The organism is Verrucosispora sp. WMMA2121, from assembly GCF_027460185.1.
GTDB lineage: Bacteria > Actinomycetota > Actinomycetes > Mycobacteriales > Micromonosporaceae > Micromonospora > Micromonospora palythoicola.
In genome coordinates, this window is sequence record NZ_JAPZBH010000001.1 from 26798 (window position 1) to 51650 (window position 24853).

The following is a 24853-nucleotide window of genomic DNA, read 5'->3' on the forward strand; positions in this document are numbered from 1 at the left end:
GGTCAGGCTGCGAGGGCGGCGGGTTGGCCCCAGCGTTGTTGGCGTTCGCTGCGGATGCGGGCTCGTTCGCGGCGTTGGGCGGCCAGGACGTCGGGGTGGCGGGCGTTGGCGTTGCGCCAGCGCAGGTAGGTCTGCAGCTTTCGAGTCAGCGCCGGGTGGTTCGGGTGGTTGGAGCCGGCGATGACGAAGGTGCGTAGCGGCCCGAACTGGGCTTCGATCGGGTTGGCCCAGGAGGCGTAGGTCGGGGTGAAGCAGAGCTCGACCTTGTTGCGGGCCGCCCATGCCCGGATCTTGCGGCCTTTGTGCGCGGACAGGTTGTCCAGGATGACGTAGATCGGTGCCCCGTCCGGGCGGGCGGCGCGGATCGACGTGAGTGCGGCCAGGGTGTTCGCGGCGCTCTTGCGGCGCCGGACGACACCCCAGAGCTGGTCGTCGCCGACGGAGTAGCAGCCGTGGAACTGCCGGACGCCGTGCAGCTTGTGGTAGTTCGCGGGCAGCCGGTGCGGATGGCCTGCGGGTGCCCACCCGGCGCCGGGCTGGGGGCGGATCACGAGGGGTCCGAACTCGTCGAAGGCGAACACCCGTTGTGGGAAGTGGGTGCTGACGTACTCGATCCGGGCGAGTTCGGCATCGCGCTGCGGGTCGGTGGACTCCTTCCACGTCTTGGTCCGCTGGAAGGTGATCCGGTGCCGGTGCAGGATCTGCCGCAACCGTTCCCGCCCGATCCGGACCCGGCGGGTGGCATGCAGGCGCAGGTGGTCGGCGAGCTTGCGGATGCTCCACCGGGTGAACGGCCGCCCCAGCTTCTCGGGGCGGGTGTTGGCCGTCTCGACGATGAACTGCTCTTCGTCGCTACTGATGTGGCGGGGACGGCCACCCGCCCACTGAGGGTCCAGGCTGGCCATCCCCATCTCGTTGAACCGGTGAATGACCTGCCGGATCGTGTCCTCATCGGCTTGGACCAAGCGGGCGATCGCCGGCACCGTGTTCCCACCGGCCGAGGCGAGCACGACCATCGCCCGCCGTAGTCGGATCGGAGAACCGGTTCCCCGGCGGGTGATTCTGAGCAGCTGCTGACCTTCCTGGTCACTCAGCCGCCGCACGCGTACAAGATCTGCCACCGCCACAGCCTGACCCGCACAACGCCGCCCGCCCGACAGGCCGCGCGGCGTGTCAACCAACACCGTGAACGTTCGTGGTCACGGCACTAGGTCTCAGAAGGGCCTCCCGCTATGCCTGAGACATAGCGGGAGCCTGCCAAACAGCAGCCGAGAGCTCCCTGTCTTATGATTGTGTCGGTCTTTTTACACTTCCAACCCGTCAGTAGAGCAACCGCCTACAGTCCTTCGTGAACAAGAACGAGGGACTTCTTCATATGCCGGAACCGTCCTCTGATCCGTTGCTGGGCTCGGTCCAAGAGGCCGTCGTTCATGCTTATTATCCGGACCGAGTTCGTACCGCAAGTGGGGCTCGGACCAGGGCACAGGCGGGACAGTCGGTGGTCACCGTGTTCGCCGGGGCACTGGTGGCGACCTTCACCCTGACATCATTGGCGAACGCCCCGCAGTTAACTCGTGCCGGCGGATGCGTTGCCGTGGGTCTGTGGCTACTTGCCGCCGTCCTATACGTGCGTGCGATCGCCACTTCCGTGCCGGTAGGACCTGAAGCCGCGCCAGCGGCACGTGACGCTCGTTCGCTCATCGAGGAGGTCCTCAAGCGTGCTGACCGCGAGGCGCTGCAGATAGATCGGCGGCAGAGCATGGCGAATATCGTATCCGTGCTCGCGCTGGTGGCCACGGTATTCACCTTCACCACCGCACTTCTCATGGAACAACCGGACAAGTCGCGGCGTGGAGTCCTCATTCTCGGTGCGGAGGGCCAAGGGTTGCTTGCCACGCTATGTAACGCCCCATTAGAGCGCCTCGAAGGCGACATCGACGTGACGACATTGGGTGGCCAGTACGTCGCGATCACAGTTCCTCGCTGTGGCACCGATGGGCAGGTGACCTTACGGATCCCGCGCAGCGCGGTGGCAGGGACACTGACTAGGGAGGGCTAGCCAGCATGGCATTGGGGCACGATCCGGCGATCCTGCTGTTGTGCGGCGAACCCGCCCTGTCAGCGGTTGCCACGGACATCATTGAGGCGGCCGTCAACGCGATTGGGCGTTTGCACGAGGAGGGTGGCTCGCTTGATTCCATCGTTCTTGTCGGTGACCTGACCACGAATGCTTCTGCGCCTGAGTTTGAGACCCTCACCGCGCTGGTCGACCGCGTTCTGCGCGAATGCCTCGAGGCGCCTGGACTCCAGGAACTGCCTGTCGTCCTAGCGGCGCCCGGGCCTCATGATCGGCAGCCGCGGGCCTCCTCGCTGGTGACCGTGCGGTCGTTGACCGACTGGTGGCCACAGGTACAGGAGAGCTTTTGGGCAGGCGAGACCCCCGATGTGGAAGAGGTCATCCGGGACAGTTTCGCCCACTTCATCAGATGGTACGAGCATTACCAGCCAGAGTCGGGACGGTGGGATGGCACGCTTCCCGGCGACGTAGGGGTGGTACTTGATGCGGGCGGGGTACGACTTGGACTGGCAGTGGCTAACACCGCATTCCGGATGCTTGCCGTCGATGCCGGTGAGGATCTCGCCACGCTTCATCCGATGCAGATGCCGGCATTCCTGAGAGACACGAACGGGCAGCCGCCAGTAGACGCCTTCGCGCTCGTAACAGCGTTGGCCCCGGCAAATTTCGCGCCGGTTGCGCCGGTTCCCGCTTTTCCGATCGTCGGACGCCCAAGACCGACGTCCGCTGCCGGTTGGAACATGGCTCAACCAGGGGTCAGCCTTCTCATCGCAGGTCGAGACGGGGCCGGGAACGTCCGGTTGACCGACCAGATGCGAGTCCATCGCCTCGACGTGATGGCACCGGTCTCGAATGAGTCGGCAAGCCCGGCACAACCTAAGGTGCAGCCTTCCTCCTCGGTTAACGACGGCGGCGAGCCGTTGCGAACGACTAACGAGGAGCTACTCGGCCTGCTCGGAGCCCTTGATCAATCCATCGCTACCGGCAACGCGGTCCTTGTGGTTACTTCCGGGATCGAGGCCGAGTCGTGCGGCGAGTGGGAGACTGAACTGAGCACTCCTGACGCTCTTTTCGAGGCGTTAGCAGAGTACCTACCAGCGCAGACCGACGGGCGGGTTGCTCTCGCTGAGGTCATGAACCGGCTGCGACAGGTGGATCCAGCCCTTGTCCGCCGCACCGTTGCCGGCATGCTGGTCGACACCGGCTCGGCGATCAACAAGACGGCCATGCGTCTGCTGCTGGCACCGTGGTACCGCATCTACGACTGCACCGGAACGAACATCTTCGCGGCAATAGCGGAACGCGTGCAGGTAGGCGCGGACGTGGTGGTGGTCGACGCTCACGGAGAGGCACCCGGCAGCCTCCGTCCGGAGCTTGAGGTGGTGGCCATGAACGGCATCGCCCCGGGCACCCCTGTCGCTCCGGTGGTCTTCGACATCGACGATCGGGGTCGGGGATCGCGCGCGCGGTGGTTTCGCCAGATGAAGGCGGATCTGATCACGCACCCGGTGGTGTTCGTGTCTAAAGAAATCAACAGCCGGCACATGTCGCTGTACCTGGACGCGCTTGTTGGGGAGGATGGTCCTGCGACGGGACAACCGCCGAGGTTTGTGATCGCGCCGGGGAATGATCCGATAGTCGCCTGGAAGCTTGCTGGCGCTGGTTTTGCACAACTACCGGTCGGGATCACCGAGTTGGCGCGGCACCAACTCGGTACGAGCCGTGAGCCGATCCGTCGCGGCATTCAGCTACGCGCCCGTATGCGAGCTGTGCAGGACCGCAATGCGGGGGTGCAGATGGTCTCCGCCCTGTTGGAGGCGGCACCTGAAGGCGATCCATTCTATCTTAGGGGCACGGACCCGACCTGGGGGGATGTCAAAGAGGCCATTCCCGCGTCGCTGTCGACACTGAGCACGATGCTGAAGGCGGCCGAGGCATCCGTCCCCCAGCGGCCTGTGCTGGTGCTCAACGACCGGTCGGGCACCGGCAAATCGACGACGTTGATGCAGTTCGCGATGGCCCTGCACACGAAGGGTCTAGCGGTGGGGTGGGTAGACCGGGCTACGACTAAGTCTAGCCAGGACGTGTTCGAAGAGTGCATTGCCCTCGGCCTGGATGCCGTGCTCATCGACGACGTCGACATCTTCGGTGCCGAAGCCGCCCGACTTATGACCCGGCTCGGCCGTCGAGGAAATGTGCTCGTCGCCGCGACGATCCGGAGCACCCGCGGGCATCTCCTAGACGAGGTACCCGGTTTGACTCAGGTGCCGCCACTGCGGCTGACCGACGAGGATCTGGACGCGTTGGTGCGCCGCCTCGATACGTATCGCCAGCTCGGCAAGCTCAAGAAGCTGAAGCTGCACGCAGCCAGGATCGAGCGACTGCGCCAAGTCTGTGACCGAGATTTGATGGCAGCGATGGTGGAGGTGATAACCGGTTACCGCTTCGAGCAGCGAGTAAACAGCGAGTTCGACCAACTCGACCAGCGGGAGCGCAACATATATGCCACCGTTTGTATGTTCGAGGCGCTGCAGTATGAGGATCGCTCCCTGACGCTTCCGCAGAATGCGCTGCTTCAGATCGCTTCGGACGGTCCGCCCGACACTGCCGTTAACCGCGCAATCGAGGGCCTAATCAGTTCGCGGCGAATGCTGGTCAGGCGAGAGTCTGGTCACATTAGGACGCGACACCGCGTAGTGGCGGAGGCGATGGAGAAGTCCCTCCGCGGGGACAAGGCGTATTTTCGTCAGCTTTTCGAACAGTTGCTTCTTTTCTACGTGCAACGTGGTTCCGGCATAACGGATCGTAATGATCCCACGCGCCGTGCTATGGTAGCGTTGATCAACCATCGAGTTATGATCAAGTCTGGGTTGTCTGTCAAGACCGTTCGTGAGGTGTACAGCGAACTGCACGATTACCTCAAGGACGACTTCCACTATTGGTTGCAGTGTGGTTCTTACGAATTGGAGAAGCGGAACCTTGACTTGGCGGCAACCTACTTGGAAACCGCGAGGGGTTGCGAGGGTGGCTTAGACCACTTCAAGGTCGTTACGACCTGGGGGATGGTGTGCCTGCGTCGGGCCAATGAGAGCCCTGCGGACAGTGTGCTGCACGCGGAGGCTGCGGAGGCGTTCAAGGAACTTGAACGGGTGGCCTCGCAGGAGGGCGATCGCTCGCCACACACCTTCGCCACCATTGTGCAGGACGGGACGCTGTGGTTGCAGCGTGGAAGCTTCTTCACGGTTGACGAGCGACAGGACATCGCGCGCCGTATTCTCCGCTGGATCGAGATCGGGCGTCGGCTGCTTAATCTGAACGTTCACTTCCGCTCCGTGGCGGATCAATACTCGCCCGCGCTGAAGAAGATGGTGGAGGCTGAGGAGGACCAGGCCATTCCCTTGTGAGTGGCGACGGCCCGTCGCCAGCGGCATTGGGTCGGCCCTGGCGGACGTGGAGGTCGTGGGCAACTTCTCATGGTAATGCATCACCACGCATGAACTTGCGATGACCGTTGCGTTGCTGCTAGCCTCGTATGCATATTCATGCGGAGGTGGGTATGGGGATTCGGGCTGCGGTCGCCGGGGCGAGCGGGTACGCCGGTGGTGAGCTGCTCCGTCTGCTCGCCGGGCACCCCGAGTTCGACCTGGTCGCCGCGACCGCGCACAGCCAGGCCGGGCAACCGGTCGAGGCCGTTCACCCGCAGCTGACCGGGCTGGACATCACCCTCGGCGGGACCACGCCGGAGGTGCTGGCCGAGGCCGATCTGGTCTTCCTCGCGCTGCCGCACGGTGAGTCCGCCGCCCTGGCGGCGCGACTGCCCGCCGGGGTCCGGATCGTCGATCTCGGCGCCGACCACCGGCTCGCCGACGGCGACGCCTGGGCCCGTTACTACGGCGGCCCGCACGCGGGCGCGTGGACCTACGGCCTGCCCGAGCTGCCCGGCCAGCGGGCGCGGATCGCCACCGCCGAACGGGTGGCCAGCACCGGCTGCTACGCGGCGACGATCACCCTGGCGCTGGCGCCGCTGATCGCCGCCGGTGCCGCCCGACCCGACGACGTGGTGGTCGTCGCCGCGTCCGGCACCTCGGGTGCGGGCCGGGTGGCCAAGGCTCACCTGCTGGCCAGTGAGGTGATGGGCGACCTGTCGCCCTACAAGGTGGGCGCACACCAGCACGTACCCGAGATCAAGCAGGCCACCGGGGCGACCGGGCTGTCGTTCACGCCGGTGCTGGCGCCCATGCCGCGCGGCATCCTGGCCACGGTCACCGCGCTGCCGACCGGCGAGGCCGACCCGCGCGCGGTGCTGGCGCGGGCGTACGCGGACGAACCGTTCGTGCACCTGCTGCCCGAGGGGCGGTGGCCGCACACCGCCGCCACGCTGGGCGGCAACTCCTGCCACCTGCAGGCCGGCGTCGATGTCGACTCCGGCCGGCTGATCGTGGTCGCCGCGCTGGACAACCTGGGCAAGGGTGCCGCGGGCCAGGCGGTGCAGAACGCCAACCTGATGTTCGGTCTGCCCGAAACCACGGGCCTGTCCGTGTGGGGGACCGCGCCATGACCGTGACCACTCCCGAGGGATTCCGGGCGGCCGGGGTCGCCGCCGGCCTCAAGACCAGCGGTGGGCCGGACGTGGCGCTGGTGGTCAACGAGGGCCCCGACACCGCCGTCGCCGGGGTCTTCACCACCAACCGGGTCAAGGCCGCGCCGGTGCTCTGGTCCCAGCAGGTGGTCCAGGGTGGCCGCGTACGGGCGGTGGTGCTCAACTCCGGCGGTGCGAACGCCTGCACCGGCCCGGCCGGCTTCCAGGACACCCACGCCACCGCCGAGCACACCGCCGCCGCGTTGACCTCAGCCAACGCGTACCAGGTCGGTGCCGGTGAGGTGGCCGTCTGCTCCACCGGCCTGATCGGCGAGCGGCTACCCATGGACCGGCTCCTGCCCGGGGTCGCCGCTGCTGTCGAGAGCCTGGGTGACCACGGCGGCGTCGCCGCCGAGGCGATCATGACGACGGACACCCGGCCGAAGACCACCGTTGTCTCCGGTGCCGGCTGGACCGTCGGCGGCATGGCCAAGGGCGCGGGCATGCTCGCCCCGGGGATGGCCACGATGCTCTGTGTCCTCACCACCGACGCGGTGGCCGGGCCGGCGACGCTCGACGCGGTGCTGCGGGCGGCCACCCGGGTCACCTTCGACCGGGTGGACTCCGACGGCTGCATGTCGACAAACGACACGGTGCTGCTGCTGGCCAGCGGTGCCTCGGGTGTCACGCCGAGCGAGGCGGAACTGACCTCGGCGGTCACCGCCGCCTGCCACGACCTGGCCCGGCAGCTGCTCGCCGACGCCGAGGGGGCCACCAAGGAGATCGCCATCGAGGTGGTCGGCGCCGCCGACGAGGACGACGCGGTCGAGGTGGGCCGGTCGGTGGCCCGCAACAACCTGGTCAAGACCGCGCTGTTCGGCAACGACCCGAACTGGGGCCGGATCCTCGCCGCTGTCGGCACGACCGCCGCCGCCTTCGAGCCGGACGCGGTCGACGTGGCGGTCAACGGTGTCTGGGTCTGTCGGGCCGGCGCCGCCGCCGAGGACCGCTCGAAGGTCGACCTCTCCGGCCGGGACGTCACCATCCGGATCGACCTGCACGCCGGCACCGCCGAGGCGACGGTGTGGACGAACGACCTGTCGCACGCCTACGTGCACGAGAACTCGGCCTACTCAACGTGAGCGCGAGGAACGCAGCGCAGCGGAGTCCCGCAGTCGCGAGCGGAAGGTTAGCCCGGTGAGCGCGAGGAACGCAGCGCAGCGGAGTCCCGCAGTCGCGAACGGAAGGCGGATCCGGTGAATCTTAACTCCGATCTGGCCCTGGCCCAGGCCAAGGCGGCCACGCTGATCGAGGCGCTGCCCTGGCTGGCCCGTCTGTCCGGTGCCACCGTCGTGATCAAGTACGGCGGCAGCGCGATGGTCGACCCGGAGTTGCGGCGGGCCTTCGCCGCCGACATGGTCTTCCTGCGCTACGTCGGCCTCAAACCGGTGGTGGTGCACGGCGGCGGACCGCAGATCTCGGCCATGCTCGGCCGGTTGGGCATCGCCAGCGAGTTCCGGGGTGGCCTGCGGGTGACCACCCCGGAGGCGATGGACGTGGTCCGGATGGTCCTGTTCGGGCAGGTGGGCCGCGAACTGGTCGGGTTGATCAACGCGCACGGTCCGTTCGCGGTCGGCCTGTCCGGTGAGGACGCCGGGCTGTTCCGGGCGGTGCGGCGGTCCGCGTACGTCGACGGGCAGCCGGTCGATGTGGGTCAGGTCGGCGACGTCGAGTCGGTGGACGTCTCGGCGGTGGACGACCTGATCGCGGCCGGCCGAATTCCGGTGATCTCCACGGTGGCGCCGGACGCGGACGGGGTGTTGCACAATCTGAACGCCGACACCGCCGCCGCCGCGCTCGCGGTCGCGTTGCGGGCGCGCAAGCTGGTCGTGCTCACCGACGTGCCCGGCCTGTACGCCGACTGGCCGGACAGGTCCAGCCTGCTCAGCGAGATCAACACGGACGAGTTGGCGAAGCTGCTGCCGTCGCTGGAGTCGGGCATGGTGCCGAAGATGGAGGCGTGCCTGCGGGCCGTCGACGGAGGAGTGCCGGCCGCACACGTCGTGGACGGTCGGGTCGCCCATTCCACCCTGCTGGAAGTGTTCACCCCGGAAGGCTTCGGAACGATGGTGATTCCCTCATGAGCGCCCTGGTCAGCCGGTGGCGGCAGGCGATGATGGACAACTACGGCACGCCGCCGTTGGCGCTGGTGTCGGGTTCCGGCGCCGTCGTGGTCGACGAGGCCGGCCGGGAGTACGTCGACCTGCTCGGCGGCATCGCCGTCAACTCTCTCGGGCACGCGCACCCGACGGTGGTGGCGGCCGTGTCGAAGCAGGTCGCCACGCTCGGCCACGTCTCCAACCTGTACGTCTGCGAACCGCCGGTGGCGCTCGCCGAACTGCTGCTGGCCCTCGCCGGCCGGCCGGGCCGGGTGTTCTTCGCCAACTCCGGAGCCGAGGCCAACGAGGCGGCGTTCAAGCTCTCCCGGTGCACCGGCCGCACCGGGGTGGTGGCCACCGTCGGCGGCTTCCACGGGCGGACGATGGGCGCTCTCGCCCTGACCGGTCAGCCGGCCAAGGCCGACCCGTTCCGGCCGCTGCCGGGCGAGGTGACCCATGTCCCCTACGGTGACGTGGCCGCGCTGGCCGCGGCGGTGACCGACGCCACGGCCATGGTGATCCTGGAGCCGATCCAGGGCGAGAACGGTGTGGTCGTCCCGCCCGCCGGCTACCTCGCCGCGGCCCGCCGGATCACCGCCCGGCACGGTGCCCTCCTGGTGCTGGACGAGGTGCAGACCGGCGTCGGCCGGACCGGGCACTGGTTCGCCCATCAGGCCGACGGCGTCGAACCGGATGTGGTGACCCTGGCCAAGGGGCTTGGTGGCGGGTTGCCCATCGGCGCGACGCTCGCCTTCGGCCCGGCCGCCGACCTGCTCGGCCCCGGTTCGCACGGCAGCACCTTCGGCGGCAACCCGGTCAGTTGCGCCGCCGCGCTGGCCGTCATCTCCACGATCGCCAGTGAGGGGTTGCTCGACCACGTCAAGCGGCTCGGTGAGCGGCTGCGTCGGGGGATCGAGGCGCTCGGTCATCCGCTGGTGGCCGGCGTACGCGGTGCGGGGCTGCTGCTCGGCGTCACCCTGACCGCACCGTTGTCCGCCGCGCTCGCCGGGGCGCTGCGCGAGGCCGGCTTCCTGGTCAATCCGATCCAGCCCGACGTGATCCGGCTGGCCCCGCCGTTGATCCTCACCGCCGCTCAGGTCGACGCCTTCCTGGCGGCGCTGCCGGCCGCCCTGGCGGCGTCCACGGGTGTCCCGGATCGGGTTGCCCCGGTCGCGCCGTCCGGCGGTGCGATTCCGGTCGCCCCGGTCGACGGGAGTGCGCCGACCAGTTTCTCGACCAACCCGGTGGCGCCGAGGGAGGCTTCCGCGTGATCCGGCATTTCCTGCGTGACGACGACCTGTCGCCGGCCGAGCAGTCCGCGGTGCTCGACCTGGCCGGCCGGATGAAGGCCGACCGGTTCGCGTTCGCGTCGTTGGCCGGGCCGCGCTCGGTGGCGGTGCTGTTCGACAAGCAGAGCCTGCGCACCCGGATCTCCTTCGACGCCGGCATCGCCGAACTGGGTGGTCACCCGCTGGTGGTGGACACCCAGGTCACCCACTTCGGCCGGGGTGAGTCGCTCGGCGACGCCGGCCGGGTGCTGTCCCGCTACGTGGCCGCGATCGTGCTGCGTACCCATGGCGACGACCGGATCGCGGAGGTCGCCGCCGGAGCCACCGTGCCGGTGGTCAACGCGCTCACCGACGGGTTCCACCCGTGCCAGTTGCTCGCCGACCTGCTCACCATCCGCGAGTGGTTTGGTGGCACGGTGGGGCGGACGCTCGCCTACGTGGGGGACGCGGCGAACAACATGTCCCACTCGTACCTGCTGGCCGGCGCGACCGCCGGCATGCACGTGCGGGTCGCCGGTCCGGCCGGTTTCCACCCGCACGCGGAGGTGGTGGCCCGGGCCGAGGCGATCGCCGCCGGCACCGGCGGTTCGGTCCGGGTGCTCACCGACCCGGTCGCCGCCGTCCGCGACGCCGACGTGGTGGCCACCGACACCTGGACCTCGATGGGACAGGAGGCCGACGGCATGGACCGCAGCACCCCGTTCCTGGCGTACCAGGTCAACAAGGCGCTGCTCGGGCACGCCGCGCCGGAGGCTATCGTGCTGCACTGCCTGCCGGCACACCGCGGCGAGGAGATCACCGACGAGGTGCTCGACGGCCCGCGCAGTGCCGTCTTCGACCAGGCGGAGAACCGGCTGCACGCCCAGAAGGCGCTGCTGACCTTCCTGTTGCAGGAGTCCCGGTGAGCGCGAGGAACGCAGCGCAGCGGAGTCCCGCAGTCGCGAACGGAAGGTTGGCCCGGTGAGCGCGAGGAACACCGCACCGCTGACCCGGGGTGCCCGCCACGCCCGCATCGTCGAGTTGATCCGCGACCGGGCGGTCCGTTCGCAGACCGAGCTGGCCGAGTTGCTCGGCGCGGAGGGCGTCCAGGTCACCCAGGCCACCCTGTCGCGGGACCTGAAGGAGCTGGGCGCGGTCACCGCGCGGGGCGGTGACGGCCGCGCCGTGTACGTGATTCCCGAGGATGGTCACCGGCCGCTGCGCGACGCCGAGGCGGCACCGGCCCGTCTGGTGCGGCTGTTGCGTGAGCTGCTCAACGAGGTCGATTCCAGCGGCAACATCGCGGTCCTGCGTACTCCGCCGGGGGCCGCCCACTACCTGGCCAGCGCGTTGGATCGGGCGGGCCTGTCGGAGGTCGTCGGCACCATCGCCGGCGACGACACCATTTTCGTCGTGGCACGTGCCGCCGACGGTGGCGCCGCGCTCGGTGAACGGCTCGCCAGCTGGGCCCGCCGGGACGACAGTGCCGAAGGGAGCGGTACGCAGTGAGCGAGGTCGTGTCGGACGTGGGTGCCCGGTGGGGAGGCGGCTGATCGTGGGGACCACAATTGACCGGGTGGATGACAAGAGCCTGACCGAGAACAGCGCAGCGGCCAACCGGACGAGCCTGTGGGGAGGGCGGTTCGCCGGTGGCCCGTCGGAGGCCCTGGCCCGCCTGTCGGTCAGCGTGCAGTTCGACTGGCGGCTGGCCCCGTACGACATCGCTGGTTCCCGGGCGCACGCCCGGGTGCTGGCCGGTGCCGGCCTGCTCGACCCGGAGGAGCTGGGTCGCATCCTCGCCGCCCTCGACGACCTGGAGGCGGCCTGCGCCTCGGGCGCGTTCCGTCCCACGGTCGACGACGAGGACGTGCACACCGCTCTGGAGCGTGGCCTGCTGGAACGGCTCGGCAGTCTCGGCGGCAAGCTGCGCGCCGGCCGGTCCCGCAACGACCAGGTCGCCACCGACCTGCGGCTCTATCTGCGCGATCACGCCCGGGGCGTGGCCGCGCGGCTGGTGGAGCTGGCCGAGGCGCTGGTCGAGCAGGCGGGGCGGCACGTGGACACCGCCGCGCCGGGCATGACGCACCTGCAGCACGCCCAGCCGGTCACCTTCGGCCACTGGCTGCTCGCCCACGTGCAGCCGTTGCTGCGGGACCTGGAGCGGCTCCGCGACTGGGACCACCGGGCGGCGGTAAGTCCGCTCGGCGCGGGGGCGCTCGCCGGTTCGGGCCTGCCGCTGGACCCGGTGGCGGTCTCGAAGGAGCTGGGGTTCCGGACGTCCTTCGCCAACTCGATGGACGCGGTCGCCGACCGGGACTTCGTCGCCGAGTTCCTCTTCGTCACCGCGATGATCGGGGTGCACCTGTCCCGCCTCGGTGAGGAGGTGGTGCTCTGGACGTCGCAGGAGTTCGGCTGGGTGGAGCTGGACGACGCCTTCGCCACCGGCTCGTCGATCATGCCGCAGAAGAAGAACGCGGACATCGCCGAGCTGGCCCGGGGCAAGTCGGGTCGGCTGGTCGGCGGGCTGGTCGCGGTGCTGACCATGCTCAAGGGCCTGCCGATGACGTACGACCGGGACATGCAGGAGGACAAGGAGCCGGCTTTCGACGCGGTCGACACCCTGGAACTGCTGCTGCCGGCGCTCGCCGGAATGATCTCCACGATGACGGTACGCGTCGACCGCCTGGTCGCCGCCGCGCCGGTGGGCTTCTCCCTGGCCACCGAGGTGGCCGACTGGCTGGTGCGCAAGGGTGTGCCGTTCCGCGACGCGCACGAGATCACCGGCAAGTTGGTGGCGCTCTGCGCGGCCCGGGACTGTGCCCTCGACGAGGTCTCCGACGCCGACCTGGCCACCGTCAGCGAACACCTCGACCCGGCCGTACGCGACGTGTTGTCGGTCCGCTCGGCGCTGGCCGCCCGCATCACCCCCGGCTCGACGGGCCCCGGCCCGGTAGCCGACCAACTCGCCACCGCCGCCGACCAGCTGACCACCTGGCGCGAGTGGTCCGCCGAGCAGGTCGTCCCCCGCTGACCCGCACCCCTTCGCGATCTCTCGTGCAGTTTCGGGGAAACTGTCGCCGCCAGGCACGCCGAGGCGACAGTTTCCCCGAAACTGCTGCCTCGACGCGCCCGGACTCAGGCGTCGCGGCGGCGGAAGGCGGCCACCGCCCCACTGCCGATGACAACGACCCAACCGAGCAGAACGAGCAGGCCGGTGGCGGGCGTCAGGACCTGTGCCGGGTCGGGAAGGTAGAGCAGGCCACCAGCCCGATCCGGCAGGTAACGAGCGTGCGGGGTGACGGCGTCCAGCAGCGGCGAAACGACCAGCACCAGGCTGAGCGTGACGACGAGAGCGGAGACGACGGCCCGCAGGAGCGCGGCAAGAGCCAGCCCGAGCAACCCGATGAGCGCGAGGTAGACCGCCGCGCCGACGACGTTCCACGGGAGACCGTCGGTGACCACCGGGACGTTCCGCGCGGCCAGCGCGATTCGGGCCGTGAGCAGCCCGACGCCGAGCGCCGCGACGGCGGTTGCGGTAGCCCAGGCCAGGTAGGCGAGGGTCTTGGCGACCGGCACGGCCAGGCGGTCCGGCACGCACCGCAGGGTGGTGTGTATCTGCCCATCGGCGTACTCGGTCCCGACCGCGAGGACGCCGAGCGAGATGGTGCCGGCCTGGAGGTACGGCACCGCCTGGAGGACGACTGCGACCGGCTCGTCCACCCGGGCCGGCGAGGCGGCCAACGCCCCGGTGACGGCGACGGCTGCGCCGATCGTGCCGAAGACCGCCGCCAGCACCGCCGGCAGGCCGGACAGCTTGGCCAACTCCGCGGCGGTGGCACGGGCGCAGGAGCGGATCATGCGTCCCGCCGCAGGAAAACCGCACTGGCCAGCGCGAGCAGCGCTGCCGTCCAGGTGGCCATGACCAGGCCGCCGGTGACCGGGGCGAGCGCGTCGTCGAACGCCAACAGGTCACCGGCGAACATGCTCATGCCCGCGAGATCGGGCAGGAACCGCGCGAGCGGGGTGAGGTGCGACAGCAGCACGGAGACCGAGACGAGGCTGCTGTTCACCACGAGCACGATGATCGGGACGATCCCGTTGCGGGTGAAGACCGTGACCGCGAGGGCGATCAACGCCGTGAGCATCCAGTAGATCCCGGCACCGACGCAGCGGGACAGCACCCCTTCCGGTGCCGGTGGAGCGTCGGTGCCGACTATCCCGCCGGCCAGCGCCAACGAGGCGGGAATCACCACCAGAGCCGCGACCGCGACCAGCAGGACGACGGTGACGACCTTGGCGGCCAGCACACCGAGGCGGTTGGGGATGGCGGTGAGGGTCGTGGTGATCTGCCGACCGCCGCCGATCCGGGCACTGTTCGCGGTGTACTCGCCGGCAACGGCGACGACGCCGAGGACCACCGCGCCGACCGTGCCGATCGGCACCGCGGAGAAGACCGCCTCGACCGGCGAGGTGTAGGCCGTCAGCTCGGTCCGGCCGCTGCGCAGCGCGGCGCGGACACCGACGGCGTTGATCAGAGTGATCGCGACCGGACCGAGCACCGTGACAGCCAGCGCGACAGTGGTCGCCGGCAGCGTCGCCGTCTTGCGAATCTCGGCGACGACCGTGTCGACGAAGGTCATCGCCCACCTGCCGTCGGCCCGGTGAGGGCGAAGAAGGCATCCTCCAGGGTCGGGTAGCCGGCCGTGACGTCTCGGATCGGACCCGCGGCGACGACCCGGCCGTTGGCGATGACGACCAGGTCGTCGGCGATCTCGTCCACCTCCCTCATCAGGTGGCTGGAGAGCAGCACGGTGCCACCGGCGTCCGCGTGCCCGCGCAGCAGAACGCGGATCCAGCGGATGCCCTCCGGATCGAGCCCGTTCACCGGCTCGTCGAGCACGAGTGCACGAGGTTCGCCGAGCAGCGCGGCGGCCAGCCCGAGCCGCTGGCACATGCCGAGTGAGAACCGGCCGACCCTGGTTCCCCCGGCGGCACCGAGCCTGACCTGATCGAGCACCTCGGTCACCCGCCGGATCGGGATGCCGTTGCTGCGCGCCATCCAGGTGAGGTGGTTGCGCGCGGTACGGGAGCGGTGTGCGCCGGAGCCGTCCAGCATCGACCCGACGGTGCGTAGCGGCTGGCGCAGGCGCCGGTACGGTTGGCCGTCGACCAGGGCCGTGCCGGCATCCGCCCGGTCCAGGCCCAACAGGATGCGCAGGGTGGATGACTTGCCCGCACCGTTCGGCCCCAGCAGACCTGTCACCCGGCCCGGTGTGGTCCGGAAGGTGACATCGGTGAGGATCTCGCGGGAGCCGCGCCGCTTGACCAGACGCTCGACTGACAGCATGAGCACCATGTCAGCGCAGCGTGCCGGTCCGCGTCATCGGACCAGAGCCGGGACTTCCGCCAGCCCGCCCACCTCAGGTCGCTCCGACCCAGGTCCGATGTCAGGCCACGGTCCGGGTTCCTAGACTCGCAAGATGGCACCTGACGGGCGACCGACACGGCGGCCCTGGCTGTCCGCCGTCGCCGCCTCGGTGCCGGTGGCTCTGCTCCTCTGCCTGATGACCGCGGGCACCGTGGGTCCGGCCGGGACGCTCCTGTTGACGGTGATCACCACGACCGCCGTCGCGGCGTTGCTCTGGGCGGTGATCGGCGCCCGTCAGCAACGGCGGGTGTACGAGGACCGGCTGACCGCATGGGCGGCTGAGCGGGCCGCGGCGGCGGAACGGTTGCGCATCGCCCGTGAGCTTCACGATCTCGTCTCGCACGGCCTGGGCCTGGTCACCGTGCGTGCCGCCACGGCAGCTCGGGTGACCGGGCCGACCGGTGAGGCCGAACGGGTGAACGCCCTGTCCGACATCGAACAGGTCGGTCGGCAGACCACGGCCGAACTGCGGCGGATGCTCGATGTGCTCCGCGCACCTGGCGCCGAGCCCGCTCCCTTACGACCGCCCGACACACTCGACGCCCTACCGGAGATCGTGCGGTCCACGACCGCCGCCGGGACCGCCGCCACTGTCGAGGTGCGGCGGGTCGGTGAGGTGCCACCCGGCGTGCAGCTCGCCGTGTGCGCGATCGTCCGGGAGGGCCTGAGCAACACGGCCCGGCACGCCGGGCCGACCTGCGTGCACGTCACCGTGGATCGCGACGGCGACGCGATCGTGGTGGAGGTACGGGACACCGGTCCCCGCCCCGGCTGGCGACCCCGCCCCGGTGCCGGCCACGGCCTGGATGGTCTGCGCGAGCGAGTGAGCATGCTCGATGGTGTCTTGCGCGCCGGCCCGGTCGGGCCGGGCTTCCAGCTCACGGCGCGCCTGCCGGCCCGGCGGTCCGGATGACAACCGGATCAGCGGGCCGATCCACAAGCATCCGGGTGCTCGTCGCGGACGACCAGCCGCTCCTGCGGCACAGCCTCGCCCTGCTCATCGACGGCACCCCGGGCCTCACCGTCGTCGGTCAGGCCGCCACCGGACACGAGGCCGTGTCGCTCACCCGGGAACGCCGACCCGACGTCGTCCTGATGGACATTCGGATGCCCGACGGCGACGGCATCGAAGCGACCGGACGCATCGCCGCCGCCACCGACCTGAGCGGTACCAGGGTTCTCGTGCTCAGCATGTTCGCACTCGACGAGTACGTGGCTGCCGCGCTGCGCGCCGGGGCGCACGGCTTCCTGCTCAAGGACGCCCACCCGGACCAACTCGTCGACGCCATCCGACGGACCCACGCGGGCGAGTCCCTCTTCGCGCCCAGCATTCTCACCCGCTTCGTCGCGCACTACCTCGACCGGCCCGGCCCGCCCGAGGTCCGTAAGATCGACAGGCTGACCGGCCGCGAGACCGAGGTGCTGTCTCTCGTGGCCCGCGGCCTGTCCAACGACGAGATCGCCCGGACACTCACCATCTCGATCAAAACCGTCAAGACGCACGTCGGCAACCTGCTCACCAAGCTCGAAGCCCGTGATCGAGCTCAACTCGTCATCGCCGCCTACGAGAACGATCTTGTCGCGCGTCGATCCTCGGAGTAAGTTCCGCCTCCTCCCTGCCGGACGTCGCGGCTTCGGCCCGACCGGATCAGCGGGGGAGTGCCGCTTGCCGGTTGGGCTCCGGGCCGGGTTACCTGGACGGATGGACCATCCCTGGCTTACCGCCCCCGCCGCCGACGTCGCGTGGACCGCGCGGACGCTCCTCGGTGCCGAGGTGGCGGCGAACGGGGTGCGGATCAGGCTGACCGAGGTCGAGGCGTACGCCGGAACCGGTGTGGATCCCGCCTCGCACGCGCATCGCGGGCCAACACCCCGGACCGAGGTCATGTTCGGTCCGGCGGGCTACGCCTACACGTATTTCGTCTTCGGGATGCACTGGTGCCTCAACGTCGTCTGCGGCGATGAGAGAGAGGCGGCAGCGGTCCTGCTCCGCGCCGGCGAGGTGATCGACGGTGTGGACCTGGCCCGCAAGCGGCGTGGCGAGGTGCCCGACCGGGATCTCGCGCGCGGACCGGCACGGCTGGTGGTCGCGCTCGGCGTCGACGCGTCGGCAAACGGCACCAGCGTTGTCGACGGCACCGGGCCGCTGCTGCTGACGCCGCCGACCCACCCGGTCGCGCCATCGGCCGTCTCCGCTGGCCCGCGCGTCGGCGTGGCCGCCGCGCACGACGTGCCCTGGCGCTTCTGGATCACCGGCGACCCGACCGTCAGCCCGTACCGCCGGCACGTGCCACGAAGGCGTCGGCCGTCAGGTCGGTGACCCGTCCTCCTGGGCGGGTGCGGAGCTGGCGGGCAGGCGAGACGGGTTTCTCGGATCTGTCGGCCATCACTGGCGTGGCAACGGCCGGGTCCGCTGGCCCGCCGGCCGAATCTCGAGGCCGATCGTGTGGAACAACGCGGTGTGACGCGACGACGTACCCTGCTGGCACCAGCGAGGCTCTATTGTGGAACGGGGATGTCATGTCTTTCGCCGATGCGGTTCGTTCTGTTCTGTCGCAGTACGCTACCTTCCAGGGCCGGGCTCGTCGCTCCGAGTACTGGTGGTTCTCGTTGTTCCTCCTTCTGGTTGGAATTGCGGCCCGGGTCGTCGACAGTGCGCTGGGCGTCGACTTCGAGGCGTCGGGCGGACCTGTTTCCTTGGTCGTCAATCTGGCACTTCTGCTGCCGTCGCTGGCTGTCTCCGTACGGCGTCTGCACGACCTGGACCGTTCCGGTTGGTGGTTGTTGCTCGCCCTGATCCCGATTGTCGGGTGGATTGTGCTGCTGGTGTTCGCCGTCCAGAACGGTACGCCCGGTCCAAACCGCTTCGGCCCCAGCCCGAAGTCATAGACGAGCATCCGCTCACGAGCCGTGCCACGCGTTGATCCGCCGCATCAGCGTGGATGGGACGGCCGTGACGGGGGACACTGACGCGAGGCGGGCTCGCGGAATAGTTGACTCGTCAAATATGTTGTCGGGGGCGTCGGGCACCACCGCCCGGTCGGACGACACGAGGGAGCGGTCATGCAGTTCGGAGTCTTCACCGTCGGCGACGTCACGGTCGACCCGACGAACGGCCGGGAGCCCACCGAGGCCGAACGGATCAAGGCGATGGTCACCATCGCGTTGAAGGCCGAGGAGGTCGGCCTCGACGTCTTCGCCACCGGCGAGCACCACAACCCGCCGTTCGTGCCCTCGTCGCCCACCACCATGCTGGGCTGGATCGCCGCCCGCACCGAGCGGCTGCTGCTGTCGACCGCGACCACGCTGATCACGACCAACGACCCGGTGAAGATCGCCGAGGACTACGCGATGCTCCAGCACCTCGCCGACGGCCGGGTCGACCTGATGATGGGCCGGGGCAACACCGGGCCGGTCTACCCCTGGTTCGGGCAGGACATTCGCAATGGCATCCCGCTCGCCATCGAGAACTACGACCTGCTGCGCCGGCTGTGGCGCGAGGACGTGGTCGACTGGAAGGGGAAGTTCCGCACCCCGTTGCAGTCGTTCACCTCGACGCCACGCCCGCTCGAGGGCGTACCCCCGTTCGTGTGGCACGGCTCCATCCGCAGCCCGGAGATCGCCGAGCAGGCCGCGTACTACGGCGACGGTTTCTTCGCCAACCACATCTTCTGGCCCGCCGAGCACACCCGGCGGATGGTCGGCCTGTACCGGCAGCGCTTCGAGCACTACGGCCACGGCTCCGCCGACCAGGCGATCGTCGGTCTCGGTGGCCAGGTGTTCATGCGCCGCAACTCCCAGGACGCGGTGCGTGAGTTCCGCCCCTACTTCGACAACGCGCCGGTCTACGGTCACGGCCCCTCGCTTGAGGAGTTCACCGCCCAGACCCCGCTGACCGTGGGTAGCCCGCAGCAGGTCATCGACCGTACGCTCGGCTTCCGCGACTACGTGGGCGACTACCAGCGGCAGTTGTTCCTCGTCGACCACGCCGGGCTGCCGTTGAAGACCGTCCTGGAGCAGCTGGATCTCCTCGGCGAGGAGGTCGTGCCGGTGCTGCGCAAGGAGTTCGAGTCGCTGCGGCCGGCGCACGTGCCGCTGGCGCCGACCCACGCCTCGCTGCTGGCCGCCGCCGGTGGTGGCGGTGACAGCACCGTCCACGCCGTCGACGACGTCACCGGCCGGGCACCGGAGGCCGCCCGATGACCGTGCGTACCCTCGCCGTGGTCTCGGCCGGTCTCAGCCAGCCCTCGTCGACCCGGTTGCTGGCCGACCAGCTCGCCGCGGCCACCCGCGACGAGCTGACCCGGCACGGCGAGCAGGTCGAGCTGCGCCCGGTCGAGCTGCGCGAACACGCCCACGACATCGTCAACCACCTGCTCACCGGCTTTCCGGCGGAACCGCTGCGGCGGGTGCTGGACGAGGTCACCGGCGCCGACGGGCTGATCGCCGTCAGTCCGATCTTCAACGCCTCGTACAACGGGCTGTTCAAGTCGTTCTTCGACCTGGTCGACGCCGACGCGCTCGGCGGCCGTGCCGTCCTGATCGGAGCGACCGGCGGCACCGCACGGCACTCCCTGGCGCTGGAGCACGCGCTGCGTCCGATGTTCACCTACCTGCGGGCGGTGGTGGCGCCGACCGCCGTCTTCGCCGCACCGGAGGACTGGTCCGGCGGGACCGTCGACGGCGCGCTGCGCGCCCGGATCGAGCGCGCCGGCCGGGAACTCGCCGAACTGGTACGGCGCAGCGCCCCGTCCAGCGGACCCACCGACCCGTTCGCCCTCACCACCAGCTTCGACCAACTGCTCCACGGCCGCGACGGCTGATCCCGCCGGCCGGGCCGCCACTTGGCGGCGGCCCGGCCGGCGGGTGGTCACTGCTCCGGCTGGTACGGGTGGGCGATGAGCACCGGGCAACGGGCGTGGTGCACGAGCGTCTGGCTGACCGAGCCGAGCAGCAGCCCGGCGAAGCCACCCCGACCACGGGATCCGGCCACCACGAGCGCCGCGTCCCCGGTCGCCTCGATCAACGCCTGGTCCGCCTTGGGCGCGACGATCAACCGTTCCCGCACGGTCAGCCCCGGGCGGCTACCGCGCGCCGCCGCACCGGCGGTGGCGAGCAGGGCCTCGGCCTCCCCGGTGTCGTCGCCGTCGGCGGCGACGTGCACCAGCACCAGCGTCCCACCGCGCCGGCCGGCCTCCTCGGCGCCGTACCCGACGGCGAGTTCGGCCGACTCCGAACCGTCCACGCCGACCAGCACCGGCCCCTCGGTGGGCAGCGGACGGTCGGGCGGGCGGATCACCAGCACCGGGCAGTGACCGTGCGCGGCGACCTGGGTGCCGACCGAGCCGAGCAGCAGCCCGGCGAAGCCGCCCAGGCCCCGGCTGCCCACCACCACCAGCTCCGCCCGCCGGGACTCCTCGACGAGCGTCGCACCCGGCCCGCCGGCCACCTGACGCACCTCGACCGTCAGCCCCGGCCACCGGTCGACCAGCTCGGCGGCGGTCTGTTCGAGCATCTTGCGGCCGTCCTCCGACGCCGCCGGCACACCCACCTCGTACGGGTTGATCGGCACGCCGTAGCCGAGCGGGTGCAGGTATCCGTGTACCAGGTGCAGCGGGCGGGAACGCCACACCGCCGCCTGTGCCGCGTGCTCCGCGGCCACCAGGCTCGGCGGCGATCCGTCCACCCCCACCACGACAGGTCGGGTCATCGTCACTCCATCGGTCGGTCAGGGTTCATTGTCGACGCCTCCCGCCGCCGGTACGCGTCGACACACCACCGGTCAGGTCCCCTCGACCGTACGCAGCTTCCGGACGATCGCCAGCGGGCAGTGGGCGTGGTGCAGCACGGCGTGGCTGACCGAGCCGAGCAGCAGCCCGCCCAACGCGCCACGTCCCCGCGCGCCGACCACCACCAACTGGGCGGTGCGTGACTCCTCCACCAGCGCCCGACCCGGGGAACCGCGCACCAACCGCCGCCGCACCGGCACCTCCGGATACCGCTCGGACCAGCCGGCCACCGCCTCGGCGAGGACGCGCTCCTCCTCGTCCCGGAAGGCGTCCAGGTCGTAGACCAGGGGCAGGATGTCACCGGGACCGACCGGCGTCGGATAGAGCCAGGCGTGCACCGCGACCAGCTCGGTGCCGCGCCACGCCGCCTCCTCGAAGGCGAACCGGACGGCCTCCTGGGACAGCTCCGAACCGTCGACGCCGACCACCACCGGGCCGTCCGCGCGCGATTCGCCGCGTACCACCAGCACCGGCCCGTCGGCGTGGGCGCTGACCTGGACGGCCACCGAACCGAGCAGCAGCCCGGCGAAGCCGCCCAGGCCCCGGTTGCCGAGGACGACAAGCGCCGCGTCCCGGGCCTCGGCGAGCAGCACGCTGCTCGCCGACCCGTCGACCAGCTCGGCGGTCACCGGCACCTCCGGGGCGATCTTGCCGGCCTCGGCGACGGCGTCGGCGAGGTGCCGCTCGGCCTGGTTGCGTAGCCCACCATCGGCCGGCGCACCCGGCGCGGGGCCCAGCGGCACGCCCATCAACGGCCAGATGAACGCGTGCACGACGCGCAGCGGGCGGTGCCGGTACGCGGCCTCCCGCGCGGCGGCGCGCACCGCGTGCAGGGCGATCTCGGAACCGTCCACGCCCACCACGACGGGGGCACCGGTGTTGCTGGTCATCACATCTCCTTCTCGACTCCGCTGTCAGCCTCGCGTACCGACGGCGTCAGGGTGGACAGATCGGTTGCCGCCGTACGCCGGGTCAGCCGCAGCGCCAGGCCGGGCAGGACGCTCACCGCGGCACAGGCCAGCAGCTCGGTGCCGCCGAGGACCTCGGTGCCGAGCAGCTCCCGCAGCGGTGGCAGCAGCACCCCGGCCACCTGGAGCAGCGCGGAGGCGGCGACCGCGAGCGGCAGCGCCAGGTTGCCCCGCCGCTGTCCGGCCGGTCGTGGCGCGCGGACCGCCAGCGCGACCCCGAGCTGCGCCAGGCCGAGAACGATGAAGATCACCGACTGCCAGGGCCGGTCCCAGTGGGCGGCGAGCACGCCCGCGCCCAGGGTCACCGCCGCGATCAGCGCGCCGCCGACCAGGATCTGCCGGCCCAGCCCCGCGCCGAGCACCGACTCCTGCGGCGAGCGTGGCACCCGGCGCAGGGAGCCCGGCTCGGCCGGTTCGGCGCCCAGCGCCACCCCGGGCACCCCGTGGGTGAGCAGGTTGATCCAGAGGATCTGGGCCGGCAGCAGCGGCACGGGCAGGCCGAACAGCGGCCCGAGCAGCATCACCGCGATCTCGGCCACCCCACCGGAGAGGGCGTAGCGCAGGAACCGGCGGATGTTGTCGTAGATCCGGCGACCCTCACCGATCGCGGCGGTCACCGTGGACAGGTCGTCGTCGACCAGCACCAGGTCGGCCGCCTGCCGGGCCACCTCGGTACCGCCACCCATCGCCACCCCGATGTCGGCCCGGCGCAACGCCGGCGCGTCGTTGACGCCGTCGCCGGTCATCGCCACCACATGACCCCGGGACTGCAACCCGGCGATGATGTCGAGCTTCTGCTCCGGCTGCGTACGCGCGTACACCCGGGTCGCCGGTGGTGCCGCGGCGGGATCACCGTCGTCACCGCGTACCACCGGGTCGCCCTCGCTCCACAGCCCCAGCTGACCGGCGATGGCCGCCGCGGTGGCCGGATGGTCGCCGGTGACCAGCACCAGCCGCACGCCGGCGTCGGCGAAACCGTCGGCGATGTCCGGCGCCGCGGCGCGCAGCGGATCGCCGACCGCGACCAGACCCAGCGGGCGCAACCCCTCGGGACGCGCGGGGTCGGCCGGCGCGGTGTCCAGCACGGCGGCGGCCAACGCCAGCACCCGCAGCCCGGCACCGGCCAGCCGGTGCGCGGCGGCGGTCAGGGCGGCCAACTCGTCGGCGTCGGCGTCGAGCAGCGGCGCGGTGAGCACGTTCTCCGGGGCGCCCTTGCACACCACCAGGTAGCGACGGTCGCAGGAGCGGTGCACCGTGGTCATGCGGCGTAGCTGCTGGTCGAAGGGGTGCTCGGCGACCCGGGGCCAGGCGTTGCGGATGGTCTGCGGATCCAGGCCGCAGCGGGCCGCGAAGGCCACCAGGGCCGCCTCCAGCGGATCGCCCACCGCACCCCAGCGGGGTCGCTGCTCGGTCGGCGGGGCGAGGGTCGCGTCGTTGCAGAGCAGCCCGGCCCGGGCCAGCCGACGCAGCTCGTCCGGCACCGCCACCGGCGCGCCGTCGCGGTGCACCGTGCCGTGCGGGGCGTACCCGCTGCCGGTGACCCCGAACACGGCACCGTCGCCGGTGACCGCCGACTGCACGGCCATCCGTCCCTCGGTCAGGGTGCCGGTCTTGTCCGAGGCGATCACGGTGACCGAGCCGAGCGTCTCCACCGCGTGCAGCCGGCGGGGGATCGCCCGGGCCGCCGCCATCCGACGTGCCCCCAGCGCCAGCGCCAGCGTCACCACCGCCGGCAGCGACTCCGGCACCGCGGCGACCACCAGGCTCACCGCGGTGACCGCCATGTCCACCAGGGGACGACCGCTGAACACGCCGACGGCGAAGACCAGCCCGGACAACACCACGGCGACGACGCCGAGGATCCGGCCGAGCGAGGCGAGCCGGCGCTGCAACGGGGTCGCCGTCGGCCGGGTGCTGGCCGCCAGGGTGGCGATCCGGCCCAGCGCACTCGTCGCGCCGGTGCGCACCACCGTGCCGACGGCCCGACCGGTGGTCACCACCGTGCCGGCGCTGGCCTCCTCGCCCGCCGCCCGGGACACCGGCACCGACTCGCCGGTCAACGCCGACTCGTCCAGGTGCAGCCGGCTCGCGTCGTGCAGCAGCAGGTCGGCCGGGACCACGTCGCCGGCCTCGACCCGGACCAGGTCGCCCCGGACCAGCTCGGTGGCGGGCAGCACCGCGTCCCGGCCGTCCCGCACCACCCGGGCGGTCGGCGCGGCGAGCTGGTCGAGCGCGGCGATGGCCCGGTCGGCGCGTACCTCCTGCACCACCCCGATCGCCGTGTTCACGGCGACCACGAGCAGGATCACCACGGTGTCGGGGTAGTCCCGCAGCACCGTGGTGACCACGGCGGCGGCCAGCAGCAGGGCGACCAGGGGATCGGAGAGCTGGTGCAGGACCCGCGTCGCCAGATGCCGGCGGGGCGGTGTCGCGGCGGCGTTGGGGCCGTCCGCCTGTAGCCGCCGGGCGGCCTCGGTCGAGCTGAGCCCGGTGGCGGGTGCCGTCACGACGATGCTCTCCCCGCGTACGCCACCGTCCGCGACCTGGACCTGTCCGGTCACCGTCCGCTCCGCCCTGTGCGTCGG

General features: G+C 70.7%; 22 protein-coding genes. 15 read left to right on the plus strand and 7 right to left on the minus strand.

The genetic code is table 11. The features are described 5' to 3' along the window. Positions 1 to 2: 2 nt before the first annotated feature. Positions 3 to 1121, minus strand: coding sequence for an IS630 family transposase (locus O7605_RS00155; protein WP_269737345.1), 1119 nt, complete (start codon positions 1119 to 1121; stop codon positions 3 to 5). Between the two features lie 227 nt (positions 1122 to 1348). On the opposite strand from O7605_RS00155, the gene O7605_RS00160 reads away from it, so the two are divergent. From O7605_RS00160 to argH, 9 genes are all read left to right on the plus strand, one after another. After that, positions 1349 to 2059, plus strand: a complete 711-nt coding sequence (locus tag O7605_RS00160; RefSeq protein WP_269737346.1) for a hypothetical protein — start codon at positions 1349 to 1351, stop codon at positions 2057 to 2059. Between the two features lie 5 nt (positions 2060 to 2064). Continuing rightward, a complete protein-coding gene (locus O7605_RS00165; protein WP_269737347.1) occupies positions 2065 to 5481 on the plus strand; it encodes a P-loop NTPase in 3417 nt (1138 codons plus the stop codon). Between the two features lie 152 nt (positions 5482 to 5633). Next, complete coding sequence (gene argC / locus O7605_RS00170) at positions 5634 to 6635, plus strand: N-acetyl-gamma-glutamyl-phosphate reductase (RefSeq protein WP_269737348.1); 1002 nt, start codon at positions 5634 to 5636, stop codon at positions 6633 to 6635. Continuing rightward, positions 6632 to 7798 (plus strand): bifunctional glutamate N-acetyltransferase/amino-acid acetyltransferase ArgJ, encoded by a 1167-nt coding sequence (argJ, locus tag O7605_RS00175; protein ID WP_269737349.1) that lies wholly within the window; start codon positions 6632 to 6634, stop codon positions 7796 to 7798. Before argC ends, argJ begins: the two co-directional genes overlap by 4 nt. A 114-nt stretch (positions 7799 to 7912) precedes the next feature. Next, positions 7913 to 8800 carry an acetylglutamate kinase gene (gene argB / locus O7605_RS00180; protein ID WP_269737350.1) on the plus strand — a complete coding sequence of 296 codons (888 nt, stop codon included), beginning with the start codon at positions 7913 to 7915 and terminating at the stop codon, positions 8798 to 8800. Next, complete coding sequence (locus O7605_RS00185; protein WP_269737351.1) at positions 8797 to 10086, plus strand: acetylornithine transaminase; 1290 nt, start codon at positions 8797 to 8799, stop codon at positions 10084 to 10086. Before argB ends, O7605_RS00185 begins: the two co-directional genes overlap by 4 nt. After that, positions 10083 to 11009, plus strand: a complete 927-nt coding sequence (argF, locus tag O7605_RS00190) for an ornithine carbamoyltransferase (protein ID WP_269737352.1) — start codon at positions 10083 to 10085, stop codon at positions 11007 to 11009. Before O7605_RS00185 ends, argF begins: the two co-directional genes overlap by 4 nt. A gap of 55 nt (positions 11010 to 11064) precedes the next feature. Further along, complete coding sequence (locus O7605_RS00195; protein WP_269737353.1) at positions 11065 to 11592, plus strand: arginine repressor; 528 nt, start codon at positions 11065 to 11067, stop codon at positions 11590 to 11592. 58 nt (positions 11593 to 11650) lie between these two features. Further along, positions 11651 to 13114 carry an argininosuccinate lyase gene (gene argH, locus O7605_RS00200; RefSeq protein ID WP_269737371.1) on the plus strand — a complete coding sequence of 488 codons (1464 nt, stop codon included), beginning with the start codon at positions 11651 to 11653 and terminating at the stop codon, positions 13112 to 13114. Positions 13115 to 13218: 104 nt separating this feature from the next. On the opposite strand, the gene O7605_RS00205 is transcribed toward argH, so the two are convergent. The 3 genes from O7605_RS00205 to O7605_RS00215 are packed head-to-tail and all read right to left on the minus strand — an operon-like array spanning position 13219 to position 15439. Next, a complete protein-coding gene (locus tag O7605_RS00205) occupies positions 13219 to 13941 on the minus strand; it encodes a hypothetical protein (RefSeq protein WP_269737354.1) in 723 nt (240 codons plus the stop codon). Then, a complete protein-coding gene (locus O7605_RS00210) occupies positions 13938 to 14723 on the minus strand; it encodes a hypothetical protein (protein WP_269737355.1) in 786 nt (261 codons plus the stop codon). The genes O7605_RS00205 and O7605_RS00210 overlap by 4 nt, the downstream gene beginning before the upstream one ends. Then, complete coding sequence (locus tag O7605_RS00215) at positions 14720 to 15439, minus strand: ABC transporter ATP-binding protein (RefSeq protein ID WP_269737356.1); 720 nt, start codon at positions 15437 to 15439, stop codon at positions 14720 to 14722. Before O7605_RS00215 ends, O7605_RS00210 begins: the two co-directional genes overlap by 4 nt. A 124-nt stretch (positions 15440 to 15563) precedes the next feature. On the opposite strand from O7605_RS00215, the gene O7605_RS00220 reads away from it, so the two are divergent. The 6 genes from O7605_RS00220 to O7605_RS00245 all read left to right on the plus strand — a co-directional run bounded on the left by O7605_RS00220 (position 15564) and on the right by O7605_RS00245 (position 20334). After that, complete coding sequence (locus tag O7605_RS00220) at positions 15564 to 16424, plus strand: sensor histidine kinase (RefSeq protein ID WP_269737357.1); 861 nt, start codon at positions 15564 to 15566, stop codon at positions 16422 to 16424. Beyond that, positions 16421 to 17113, plus strand: coding sequence for a response regulator (locus O7605_RS00225; protein ID WP_269737358.1), 693 nt, complete (start codon positions 16421 to 16423; stop codon positions 17111 to 17113). The genes O7605_RS00220 and O7605_RS00225 overlap by 4 nt, the downstream gene beginning before the upstream one ends. Before the next feature lie 100 nt (positions 17114 to 17213). Further along, the gene (locus tag O7605_RS00230) at positions 17214 to 17831 is read left to right on the plus strand and encodes a DNA-3-methyladenine glycosylase (RefSeq protein ID WP_269737359.1); all 618 of its coding nucleotides are present in this window, start codon (positions 17214 to 17216) and stop codon (positions 17829 to 17831) included. A 200-nt stretch (positions 17832 to 18031) separates the two neighbouring features. Next, complete coding sequence (locus O7605_RS00235) at positions 18032 to 18400, plus strand: DUF805 domain-containing protein (protein ID WP_269737360.1); 369 nt, start codon at positions 18032 to 18034, stop codon at positions 18398 to 18400. A 174-nt stretch (positions 18401 to 18574) separates the two neighbouring features. Then, entirely contained in the window at positions 18575 to 19714 is a 1140-nt protein-coding gene (locus O7605_RS00240; RefSeq protein WP_269737361.1) for an LLM class flavin-dependent oxidoreductase, read from the plus strand. Then, positions 19711 to 20334: an FMN reductase gene (locus O7605_RS00245; RefSeq protein ID WP_269737362.1), complete on the plus strand. Its 624-nt coding sequence runs from the start codon at positions 19711 to 19713 to the stop codon at positions 20332 to 20334. The genes O7605_RS00240 and O7605_RS00245 overlap by 4 nt, the downstream gene beginning before the upstream one ends. A gap of 47 nt (positions 20335 to 20381) precedes the next feature. Here the strand turns inward: O7605_RS00245 and O7605_RS00250 are convergent, their stop codons facing one another. The 3 genes from O7605_RS00250 to O7605_RS00260 all read right to left on the minus strand — a co-directional run bounded on the left by O7605_RS00250 (position 20382) and on the right by O7605_RS00260 (position 24829). Continuing rightward, a complete protein-coding gene (locus O7605_RS00250; RefSeq protein ID WP_269737363.1) occupies positions 20382 to 21227 on the minus strand; it encodes a universal stress protein in 846 nt (281 codons plus the stop codon). Between the two features lie 66 nt (positions 21228 to 21293). Continuing rightward, a complete protein-coding gene (locus tag O7605_RS00255) occupies positions 21294 to 22190 on the minus strand; it encodes a universal stress protein (RefSeq protein WP_269737364.1) in 897 nt (298 codons plus the stop codon). After that, positions 22190 to 24829 (minus strand): cation-translocating P-type ATPase, encoded by a 2640-nt coding sequence (locus O7605_RS00260; RefSeq protein ID WP_269737365.1) that lies wholly within the window; start codon positions 24827 to 24829, stop codon positions 22190 to 22192. The genes O7605_RS00255 and O7605_RS00260 overlap by 1 nt, the downstream gene beginning before the upstream one ends. Positions 24830 to 24853: the final 24 nt, after the last annotated feature.